Origin of the sequence: Catenulispora rubra (assembly GCF_015356825.1) — a bacterium.
Lineage (GTDB): Bacteria > Actinomycetota > Actinomycetes > Streptomycetales > Catenulisporaceae > Catenulispora > Catenulispora rubra.
This window is the reverse complement of the sequence record NZ_JAACYW010000362.1, coordinates 1-10,877: the sequence shown is the minus strand read 5'-3', so window position 1 is coordinate 10,877 and position 10,877 is coordinate 1. Positions and strand designations below refer to the sequence as shown.

Sequence of the window (10,877 nt, the reverse complement as noted above, 5' to 3'; positions counted from 1 at the left end):
CGCAGACCTACGAGCACTACTCGGCCAGCGCGCCGTCGAGCTTGCCCACGCCATCGACACCGGCATCAAGATCCCGTCACGGTGACAGATCGCATGGCCAGGTGACAACTAACGCGTCACGGCACAGTATCGAGTCAGGAGATGAGCCGAGACCCAGGTCAGCGCTCTGTTCAAGTGCCAAGTACCGAGTCACGTCACAATTCCACATCGTGGGCGTGAGCGCTCTCTGTGATCGTCACTGGTATGCGCTTGGCCGTCTCCCGTGGGGGGTTTGCCGGGCAAGGTCGCTGTCGGCCTGTCGGAACTGGTCGGCGCTGGTGCGGGCCATGCTCGACAGTTGCGCGGAGTAGGTGTTCATGATCGTGGCGGCGTTCGCCCAGGAGCGGGTGAAGGCGCCGAGTGCGTCGATGAGATCGGTGTCGTCGGCGAGCCAGTCCAGATCCCCGATCTGGTTGGCGGTCCCGTTCCATTGGCCGGTGAGGTTTTCCAGCGCGCTGGCGAAGCGGTCGAGGCCGTCCAGGTCGAGACTCAGGTCGGCATCCGGTGGTGGGCGCATAGTCCTCCGTTCTTGTACGTCCGCTGGCGGCTCTCGTCGTTGCCGTCTATGAGTTGTTGGGCCGCCAGTCGCGGGTCCGAGTGATGCGTTCGGTGGTGATGGGGCCGGCGCCGGTGAGGTCGACGGGGTCGTCCTTCAAGGTGTGGCCGGCGTACACAAGTTCGTCGATGATCTGGTTGTCGGCGAGGTCGTCGATGAATGAGTCGCCGTCGGTGAAGAGCTGCTCCACGGTGTCGAACAGCTGCGTGCGCTCCTCGGCGGTGCCGGTCCGCAGCCGCGGAATCATGAACTCGCGGGCGAAGCGTTGCAGCAGGACGTACAGCATCGGGTTCTCGGTGCCCCACCTGCTGACGTGTGCCGCGTAGGTCGGCGCGAAGTCGGGGTGGCGCTTCGACAGAAAGGCGCCCACGTTAGCGTCCGTGATCACGTGTACTCCAGGGCCGGTCACACTAGGGGGTCGATTTCGGGTAGCTCGGGCAGTTCGCCGCCCGGGTTGATGTCCCCGCCGTCGACACCGTCGTTTACCGGATCCGGTGGGGGCGTTGGCGGCAGCCTGGGAAGTCCGTCCGCCGAGGACCAGTCGTACTCGTTTGGGTCTCCCATGATCGCACGACCAGACGGTGATCTCATGGCTGCCTTCAGCGCGCTTTGGAGGCTGCTGGCGCGGCCGGGATTGTCCTTGAGCATCTGTGTGACGTCGCCTGCCTTGTCGTGGCCCAGGATGCTCTGCCACAAACGGCTGGCCATCGAGGCGGTGACGATCTGGTCCTGCGGTGTGAGGCTCGACTGCGGGTCGTCAAGTGCGTTTATCAAGCCGCTAAGGGTGTCTGCGGCCTTGTTGATGTGCCATTTCCCGCCGACCGGGGTTCCTGTTTCGAGCTCGTAGTCGAGGGCGGTGGAGAGCTGGCCGTCGCCGGGGATCTGCGACACCTCCCCCGGCCGCAGGTAGGCGTTGTTGAGTACGGCCTGCAAATCCGGGTTGGACACGGTCGGCGGGCTCTGGCCGTCGGTGTAGAACCGTACGCTGCCCAGCAGGGCAGCGATCCCGGGGTTGCTTTGCCAGTAGTGCCGGCGCTCCTCATCGGTCAGTGAGGTCCACCAGTCCGGCACGCCCTCGGGCCCGGGGGCGGAGGATGGGACCATGCCGTCTTCGAGGTCCGTGCCCGCCGACCCGGGCAGGACCAGGGCCAGGTCGGCGGCGGCTCCTCCGAATGCTGCGTAGCGGGTGTTGAAGTCGGCGGCGTTGATCCCTTTGCCGCCGGCCTGCTTGATGATCCGGGAGGCCAAGGCCGTCGCGTCGTGGATGGCGTCCGAGCATGCCTTACGCGCAGTGGTTGTCTGGGATATCAGGGTCTGAAGCTGGCCGCCTCTGAGGTTGGCCGCGTCGATGACGTGGTTCCGGATCTTGTCCGCTGCGGTATTCAGGAACTGGGCAGACCCCAACGCGCTTTGGCCGGCGACCGCCATGAGGGTGCCCGTGAGCTGCTCGGGGTTCATGATCAGCTGCTTGGCGTCGGCCTCCGACAGTCCACCGTCTGCCATGATCGCCCGCAGCATGTCGAGGCATTGGATGCACAAGCTGTCGAACTGCGGTTGCAGGTTCCTGACGCGAACGCTGAAGGCCTCCCAGGCGTCGCCGAGTTCTCGGTACGCGGCGGTGGCTGTGCCGAGCATCGACGGGTACGGAGTCAAGGCGTCGAAGAAGGCCTGGCCGGACTGCCCGAGCCAGCCGGTGATCGCCGGATCGCCCATCAGACCGACCGTTCCACCGCGGACCAGGTCTATCTGGTCGGCGAAGTCGTGGTACAGCGTTGACCACAGATAAAGGTTGCCGGGGTCCTGCGGGAGCGGATCCTTGTCCAGGTCGAGAAGCCACCAGTCGGTGGGGCGTGCCATCAGAACCCCCGCGTTCGATGCCCGTAGTTGCGAGGCGTCACCGGATGCTCTCGCGAAGTCACCACCGTAGTGGTGGCAACCGGGCGCGTCAACGAATATGAATACTGATATAGCCATCAGCTTGAACCGGCCTGGCGCCGCGCGGATGCCCAAGTCTGAGCTAGGTAGCCGGCGGCCTGCCGGGCAAGAGAAATTTCGTCATAGGTACGGCTCGCTGTCGGCTTTCCTCTTGCGTAGCGCCTCGCCCAAGTCGACGCCGTAGTGATTCGCGATGGAGCACATCACGAGCAACATGTCGGCGAGTTCTTCGTCGACCTTCCCGACGCGGGATTCGGGGTCGATGGTGAGGTGCATCTGCCGTTGGTGAATCGCCTTCGCCAGATGCCCGGCCTCTTCTCCAAGCAGAAGGGCCCGCGACAGGACGTCGTGGTCAGCCAAGCCGTGTTCGACCCCTACAGCAGCAACGAAGGCCTGGATGACGTGTAACGGCTGTCCCCCGTCGAGCGGAAGCGGCGGTTGCGCCTCGCGGCCTGGTGACGGCAGGCCGGGAGTGACTGGAGCGGTTTTCGCCTTTTGCCGTGTGCGACGTACATACGGCCTGGCCGGCGGATCGTTCGAGCCGTTAGTTGCCTGGTGGCGCACTCGCGGGCTCGGGACATCGATCCGCCCCTGGGCGTCGACCCGGCCCAGAGTAAGGATGAAGCCGTTGGCCTGGGCCCACACGACATGTGCAATCGGCCGCGGGGGTACGCGGACCAGCTCCCAGCGTTGGATGGTGTCACGGGAGACGCCAACCAGTTCGCCGAGTTCTGTCTGGTCCATGTGACGGGCCTGGCGGCGGTTTCTCAGCGGTATGGCCAATTGCCGCCGCTGGAAAAACTCCCACTCTTCGCCGGGACGTTGGCGCGTCGGGCTGTTCGACAGAACACCGTTCCTATCGACGAGCGCCAAGCACCGGCCGAGCTCGCGAGCCCACTGCATCAGGTGCTCCAGGGACGGTTCTGCGGATCCTGTCTCCCATTCGGATATGGCCCGTCCCCGCACCGGAAGGCCCGCTGACAGTGCGTTCTGGGAGATCTTGGCGTTCTCGCGTGCAGTCCGCAGACCACTGATGATCCCTGCGAACATCCGCTCCGCCGCTGCATCAACGCGTAGCCCTACGTGTCGTGAGCTCATGCGGGCTCGCGTATGAGCTGGTGCTGGTCGGACCCGCGATGGAACAGGACGGCGGAAGAGTGCCGCTCGGCTAGCTGAAGTTGTACTGGCTGAAGGTGTTGCCGGCGAGGTGCTGTTCGATGGCGTGGCGGCCGTAGCCGACCATGGCAGCGGGAAGGCGATCCAGGAGGAACCAGTCGATCGCCGAGGCTTTGTGGGTTTCGGCGTTGTACGGGGTGCCGTCCCACAGGCCTGTAGTGAAGAACATGCCGACGCGGTCCAGGCCGTCGGGGTCGCGATGCTGGCAGGCGTGGGCGAAGGTCAGGTCGCGTTCCTCGATCAGGGCGCCGGTCTCCTCCTTGCCCTCGCGTGCGGCGCACGCGGTCAGGCTCTCGCCGAGTTCGAGACCGCCTCCAGGAACTTGCCACAGCCCGTCGGCGAACCCGGTGTTCGACCGTCGCAGCAGCAGGATCCTGCCATCTTTGATCATCATCAGATGGACGCCGATCCCGAAACTCGCGCGCCGTCCGTGCTGGGCCATCTATCTGCTCTCCGCCTGTTTGCCGGGTCCTCGGCGGCTTCAACGCCGCCGGCTTCCACGACGTTACGCGGCGGCTCAGACGAGTATGCAGCTTGGTCATGACTGCGGGTTCCACTTCGTACGCTTGGGTCGGTCTGAGTCGTGGTGCCGGCTGGTGAGTTCGGTGCCGGTGCAGGCGCCGAGCCGCTGCTGCGCGTTCCAGCATTTCGGGGTGGGTCGGTCACCGGCCGGTGTAGTAGACGCGGCGCCTGCCGACCGTGGCCGGCAGGCGCCTGGGTGGGGGCGTCATCAAGCAAAGGTGGCTGCCTTGTCGAGGATGAGCTTGGTGAGTTGTTCGGGGCTGGCGTCGTCGGTGTCGAGGACCCATGCGCTCGGATCGTTTGTGCCCAGAAGGTCGTAAAAACGCTGCACCGCCTGGTAGCGGGAGGTTTCGGCGAACAGGAACCGGTCGGATTCGGTCAGATCGGCCTTGCGGGCCAGACGCTCGGCCAGCGCGGCGGGGCTGGTACGCAGGTAGACCGTGAGGGTCGGTTCGATCAGATAGGTCATCCACGGCTCGGCGACGTCGAGGACCTGCTGGGGAACGAGGCCGTGGACCGCGGCGTGGTTGGCGATGACTGAGGTCCTGTAGCGGTCGGCCACGACCGGTCCGACGGTGAGGTTCTTTCGGATCAGATCGGAGGCGTAGCAGAGTCCGGCCAAGTAGAAGGCGAGCTGTGGCAGTGGTGCCAGCTCTGCGTTGATCGTCGGCGTCAGCCCCTGGAACGGTTCCGGCACCGTGTGCAGCAGGTACGCGGACAGTTGCTGGGCGACCAGCTTGGCGATGGTCGACTTGCCAGAGCCGCTGATGCCTTCGATCACGATGAGCATCCCTTGCGGGGCCGGTACAACTGCGGGTGCGTAGCTGCCTGTCAGCGCTGGGCTCACAGCAGGCCCTCGGTGAACGCGTCAATGTGGAAGGCCACGGCTTCGGCCAGGGCTTTCGGGTCGCGCTCGGCGATGTAGGGCTTCAGGTCCAGCCGGAGGTCCTCGCGCAGCAGGCAGGGGCCGATGAAGCCGGCGTGGTCCGCGCGGAGTGCCCAGAAGCCCTCCACGCAGGACGGCTTCTTGGGGCATCGGCCGCACTGGCCGACGTGGTGGCGTCCCAGGTCCTTGTGGATGACCTCCACGGTGTCCCCGTCCACCGTGAACACCCGTTTGCCTTGTCCGACGCCTTTGACCACGACCTTCTCCTGCGCTCCCATCGCACGCAGGCTGGCGATCAGCGCGTCGGCGGAGACCTGGGCCACGCCCTTGTCCGCGTTGAAGTCGGTGTCGACGAGTTCGATGAACTGGATCGGAAGGTGTTCGGTGAGCGCGTAGGTGAGGATGCGGTCGATCTCGTGCAGGTTCTTCCCGTGAATCAGCGTGTTGATTTCGACATGATCGACGGTCTCGCGAGCAGCGGCGATGCCGTCGAGGATCGGGCTGATGCCGTGCTCGGAGTTGGCGATGGCCTTCAGCGACGCGTCGGAGAAGTAGTGCAACGACACCTTGATCTTGTCCAGGTTGGTGCGCCGCAGCCAGTCCACGTTGCGGCGAACGAGGATGCCGTTGGTGATCAGGGTTGCGGAGGTGTCGCCGTGCTCGTGGGGTGGGATCGCCTCCAGCAGCGGACGCGTCAGTGGCGACACCAGCGGCTCGCCGCCGGTGAAGTACAAGCGGGTCAGGCCGGCCGCCATCAGCGCGCCGATCATGAAGTTGTACTCGTCGGCGTTCAGCTCGCGCCTACGGGGGCGTGCGCTGCGGTCGTGGCGGGTGATGTGCGGGGGGACGTCGCCCTCATCGTGGCAGAAGTCGCACTCGATGTTGCAGTGCGGGCTGGTGACGATCCGGAGTTGCCCTCCCAGGGTGGTGAAGTTGGCCAGCGCCGTGAAGTCCACCGCCGTCGGCGACGGCGGTCGGCGTATGAGCGCGGCGGGTATCGCTGTCATGACTGCCCCTTCGATCGGTCTATGCGGGTGTTTTGCTGCGGTGTGCTTAGTGGTGTGCTGTCGGCTGGACGGGTGTGGCCGCCCAGCCGACAGCTTCTTCAGTGCGGTCTGAGTGAGCTGTCGCCTCGGTTGCATAGGGCCCAGGCGGGGGTGTTTTGCGTGGCTAGAGCTGCCAGCACTGTGAGGGCTCGGGCTTGGAGGTCCGGCAGGTCCATGCTGGTTGCGGTCCTCAACGACTGGGCCAGGTCCACCAGGTCTCTGAAGGGCACGCCGGGCACGGATACGCGGCTGAGCGCGAGCGGAATCAGTCCGCTGGAGCAGGCCAGAAGGACCGCCGCAGGAGCGTGGCTCACGCCGAGCTTGGCCATCGACTGCGCGACATAGAGGCCGACGGTCTTCTGCTTCACGCCCAGCTTGAGAGCGATTTCCGGCGTGCCCACATCGTTGGCCACCAGCTCCAGCGCTTGGGCCTCCCGCTCGGAGGGAATCCCGACCACGTTCCTAGGCGGCATCGGAGCGGGCCTCGTTTCGTGTGCGGTGGTCGGCCGCAGCACGTGGGTGCATGCCGCAGGGCCGTTCCTGACCGAAGCGGTGGTGAGTATGCATCGGGGCTACCGAGTTCGGACACATCAGAGGGCCAGCCGCTTCAGGTCGGCGCGCAGCGTGTCCGCGGCGGGGTCGACGAGTCCGGCCAACTCCAGCAGGGCCTGGTCGCGCTGCTCGGCGCCTGCATCCCCCTGCCCGGATGCCGCCTTCGCCCTGGCCAGGTAGTAGCGGGTGCGGGCAGTGGCGAAGGGCTCGCCGAACCGCAGGCGCTCGGCCAGTGCCGCGCTGTGCTGCTCGGCGGCCTGGCCGTCCTCTCCCAACCTGGAAAGTGCCTTGCCTACGCCGTCAAGGGCATCGGCCAGGCGGTAGGGGTGGGTGCCGGCGGATTGCAGCATCACAGCCTGTTGAAACATCACCAAAGCGTCCCGGTACTCGCCCTGCACCAGCAGCAACTCGCCCTTGACCAGCGCGGCAAAGACCCGAAGCGGGGCGGGCTCGAACCCGGCGGCGAACGAGGCCAAAGCAGCGTTCAGGTGGTCTTGGGCTTGGTCGAGATCACCGATGAGGGTGTAGGCCCTGCACAGTTCCAGATGCGCTTCCAGCGACCAGTACTGTGCACCGTCGCAGCCTTGGAGCAGGTCCAGCCCGATAAGCCCCTGCTCGATCGCGGAGTGCGGCTCACCTCGCTCGATGGCCACCCATGCCCGATTGACATACGCCATCGCCCGGTGGACATCCTCGCTCGTGCACAACGCAAGCATCTGGCTGAACGCGGCATCTGCGGCATCCAACTTGCGGGCAGCTGCGTAAGCCACACCCAGGCGGCTCAACACCGCGACCGTGCCGGCCGCGTCCGCCAGTTCGGCAAACAGACGCACCGCCACCTCGTAGTCCGCGACCGCCTGCACCGGCTGGCCGGCCACCTTGTAGCCCCCGCCACGACTCAGCAGCGCGTGCGCCTCGGCACGCTTGTCGCCCCGCCGACGCGCTGCGGCCACCGCCAGATCCGCCAGCACCAGCCACCGACCGGTGTGCTGCTGCATCGTCAGCAGGTACTCCAACCCCCGCATCACCCGCCCAGCGTGTTCATCAGACCCACACCTGCCGGCCAGCACCACCGCATCCTCGATCGCGTCGCCGTGGGCAAGGTAATACCGCTGCGCCTCCGCCAAGTCCACGAACACCGGCCCGTCACCGAGGTCGTCATCGCCCGGAAAAGACGGCAGCAGCACCGGCGACACCCGGCGAGCGGCACTGGCGGCGCGCGCATACCGGCCCATCAGCGCTTCCAGCACCTGCCGCGCCCGTTCAGTCATGACCCCGGTGTGTATGCCGGTTCTGATGGTGCCCAGCTGCTCCAACACTTCGGCGGCAGCCTGTACCTCAACTGTGGTCTCCGTGTTCGACATTTGATCGATCCCCCCTCGGTGGTGGTGTCGGATGACCGGATCTGGTGTCCGGTCAGTTGGCCTGCCGCGCGCCCCGTCGGCGCGGTCGGCGTAGGGGCCCGCGCCTCGCGCGGCAGGCTTTCCCCTCCCGCCTCGCGCGGGCGGCACTCCGGCGGATGGAAGGAGTTGGTGCACCGTCGGGCCGGCCGTTGGCATACCGGCCTGACGGTGGTCTTGGTTGCGGCGGTCAGCTGCGCTGGCCGCGTCAGGGCAGGGCGTTTACAGCTCGGTCTCCTGCTGCGCCAGCTCCTCGGGCGTGCCGTAGCTGATCGGGCCGTGGAAGTGTCGCCGGGCACTGATGAACCACCACGTGGTGGCGATCATCAGCACGATCCCGAAAGCGACCGGCGCGTAGTTGAAGTTCTTCGCTGTGATCGGGCTGACCTGGGGTAGCAGGAACAGGACGCTGCTGAGGACGACCCAGGTGATCGCGATGCGGGCGACCGGGAGGCTGTAGCGGCCCAGATGCCACGGCCCGCGCTCGAAGGCATCGCCTTGTCGAAGCCGCAGCCAGATGGCGATGCTGTAGGACCCGAACAGGCCGATGACGTTGATCGACACGATCGCCGGGAACGCGGTGGTGCTCCACAGCGACGGCACCGCCAGGGCGAACGCGCCGACGGCGGCGAACCAGACCGCATTGACAGGGGTGCCTTTTCGCACCGTGCGCCACCACCTGGAGCCGGGCATCGCCCCGTCCCGGGAGAACGCGAAGATCTGGCGGGAGTTGGACGTCATGTTCGCCAGGCCGCAGAACAGCATCGAGCCGATCACCACCAGCATCAGCAACTTAGCGGGGGTGGCCCCCAACGCGCCGGTGAAGACCACAAGGGGCGGCACCGCAGCACCGGCCTGGGTGTCGTAGTCGGTCATCGAGAACGCCAGAGCCACGATGAGCACGAACCCAGCGGTCCAGGAGAAGGCGATGGAGCGCACGATGCCCTTTGGGGCGGCGATCGCGGCGTGCACCGTCTCCTCCGACATGTGTGCGGAGGCATCGAACCCGGTGAAGGTGCCGGCGCTGAACAGCAGCCCGATCAGCCCGGCGTAGATGCCGGAGTGGAACCCGGTGCCGTTGACGAAGTGGGTGAACGCGAACGACGCCGAGGTATGGCGGGTCGGGAACACCGCCAGCCACCCGACGATCACCGCGGCCCCGATCAGCAGCCACCACACCGCGACCTTGTTCAGACCCGCCACCAGCCGCACGGTGAAGGTGTTGAGCAGCCCGTGCACCGCCAAGACCACGGCGTAAATGACGAGCGTGCCCTGGGCAGTGGGGGTGTAGGAGCTGTACTGCGCGGCGGCCAGGGCCTGGATGAACGTCGCAGCCCCGAAATCGGCCGAGGCGGTCCCGGCTATCTGGCCGGCGAAGTTCAGCCAGCCGGTGTACCAGGACCACACCGCACCGTGGCGTTTGGCCAGCTTGGCCGACCAGTAGTACAGCGCGCCCGATGTCGGCAGCGCCGAGTTGATCTCGGCCATCGACGCCCCGACGAACAGCACCATCAAACCCACGAACGCCCAGCCCCACACCATCACCAGCGGGCCGCCGGAGACCATCACCAGGCCGAGGCTGTACATGATGCCGGTGATGAAGTTGATGATCGTCGCGGACATCGCCCAGTTCCCGAAGCCGTTGACCCTGCGGGTCAGCGCCCGGGGGTAGCCGAGCTCGTGCAGTCGGGCGTCGTCGTCGCTTACCGACGGCCGACTGCGGCGTGCGGGGGATGCGGCGCTGGTGTCACGGGTCTGCGGCATGGGAGCACCTCCAAGGAACCGAAAGGATCAAAGACAAGAAAGGGGGAGTCCGGCTGGCCTGCGAGCCGTGGGCGGGCTGTCGCCAACTCCTGAGTGAGCGCTGGCGGCCGTTGTGTCGACGGTGGGGCCCCGGAGCGGCATCGGGGGGGTGCTGGTGTCAGCGGATGCCGCTCCGGGAGTTCAGGCGATTCGGTCCCGAGGCGTGCATGCACACCCCGCGCGCCCAGGTGAAAATCTGGTTCGGGTGCCCGTGCAGCGACCACGGCTTGGTCAGCGCGAAGCGACCGATCTCCGCGAACACCGGCTTGGCCGCGGTGTAGTAGCCGGCCCGCCAAAGTCCGTGCGCCATCAGGTGTAGATCCGGCAACAGCCTCGGTGCCGCCCGGACCCCGCTGGCGAACCACTCGGTGTACGCGCGTTCGATATCCAGCAACGCCTGCGCCGCAGCCCAATGCCGGTCGGCATTGAACAGGCGCTTCGGCGAGTCGTCACGTACTCTCTGCTGGAACTCCTCGATGTACGCCAACAACGGCAGCACATGCAGCGGCGAGCCGAACGGCGCGGTAGACGACGCCCACCTGGCCACGTCGTACACATCCGTCATACGGCCGCCGAAGCTAGGACCGCTGAGCGGCAGCAGCCGATGGAAGGCCTCACGGTTCCACTCGTCCCGCAGCTGCACCTCCTCCATCAGCTGCCGCGGCGCGACCTCGCCGGGGGCGCAGGCGTGCAGCTGCAACCGCGCCACCCACGGCGTCGGATCCGCCGGCGCGTACTTCACCGCAGCCATGCACGACCGCTCGGCAAGCTCCGCCAACGCCGGCGCCTGCGGCTGCTGCGCACGCTGAGACCGGATCGCGCGAATCACCGCGGTCCTGGCGTACAACACCGCAGCATCACTGTTGCTCGGCTCCTCGCTGCGCCAACGCTCAACAGCCGTACTCTCACCGGCAGCCTGCGCCAACAGCAACATCCGATAGCAGCGCAGATCCCACCCACCC

11 protein-coding genes are annotated in these 10,877 nt (G+C 66.5%); all 11 read right to left on the bottom strand.

Annotation, left to right across the window (positions count from 1 at the left end; translation table 11 throughout):
* Window positions 1-235: 235 nt before the first annotated feature.
* Window positions 236-556 carry a hypothetical protein gene (locus tag GWK61_RS48700; protein ID WP_194920353.1) on the bottom strand — a complete coding sequence of 107 codons (321 nt, stop codon included), beginning with the start codon at window positions 554-556 and terminating at the stop codon, window positions 236-238.
* Window positions 557-602: 46 nt separating this feature from the next.
* A complete protein-coding gene (locus tag GWK61_RS48695; RefSeq protein WP_194920352.1) occupies window positions 603-983 on the bottom strand; it encodes a DUF7674 family protein in 381 nt (126 codons plus the stop codon).
* Window positions 984-1,000: 17 nt separating this feature from the next.
* A complete protein-coding gene (locus GWK61_RS48690) occupies window positions 1,001-2,452 on the bottom strand; it encodes a hypothetical protein (RefSeq protein ID WP_194920349.1) in 1,452 nt (483 codons plus the stop codon).
* 198 nt (window positions 2,453-2,650) lie between these two features.
* Complete coding sequence (locus GWK61_RS48685) at window positions 2,651-3,580, bottom strand: helix-turn-helix domain-containing protein (protein WP_228564196.1); 930 nt, start codon at window positions 3,578-3,580, stop codon at window positions 2,651-2,653.
* Window positions 3,581-3,698: 118 nt separating this feature from the next.
* Window positions 3,699-4,148: an NUDIX hydrolase gene (locus GWK61_RS48680; protein ID WP_194920345.1), complete on the bottom strand. Its 450-nt coding sequence runs from the start codon at window positions 4,146-4,148 to the stop codon at window positions 3,699-3,701.
* A 288-nt stretch (window positions 4,149-4,436) separates the two neighbouring features.
* Window positions 4,437-5,075, bottom strand: a complete 639-nt coding sequence (locus GWK61_RS48675) for a dTMP kinase (RefSeq protein ID WP_194920344.1) — start codon at window positions 5,073-5,075, stop codon at window positions 4,437-4,439.
* Window positions 5,072-6,121, bottom strand: a complete 1,050-nt coding sequence (locus GWK61_RS48670) for a radical SAM protein (protein ID WP_194920342.1) — start codon at window positions 6,119-6,121, stop codon at window positions 5,072-5,074. The genes GWK61_RS48675 and GWK61_RS48670 overlap by 4 nt, the downstream gene beginning before the upstream one ends.
* 98 nt (window positions 6,122-6,219) lie before the next feature.
* Complete coding sequence (locus GWK61_RS48665; RefSeq protein WP_194920336.1) at window positions 6,220-6,633, bottom strand: helix-turn-helix domain-containing protein; 414 nt, start codon at window positions 6,631-6,633, stop codon at window positions 6,220-6,222.
* Between the two features lie 117 nt (window positions 6,634-6,750).
* Window positions 6,751-8,076, bottom strand: a complete 1,326-nt coding sequence (locus GWK61_RS48660; RefSeq protein WP_194920335.1) for a tetratricopeptide repeat protein — start codon at window positions 8,074-8,076, stop codon at window positions 6,751-6,753.
* 258 nt (window positions 8,077-8,334) lie between these two features.
* On the bottom strand, window positions 8,335-9,876 hold the full coding sequence (locus GWK61_RS48655; RefSeq protein ID WP_194920334.1) for an amino acid permease: 1,542 nt from the start codon (window positions 9,874-9,876) through the stop codon (window positions 8,335-8,337).
* 157 nt (window positions 9,877-10,033) lie between these two features.
* Window positions 10,034-10,877, bottom strand: an 844-nt coding sequence (locus tag GWK61_RS48650) for a hypothetical protein (protein WP_228564195.1), incomplete at its 5' end; no start/stop codon positions are given.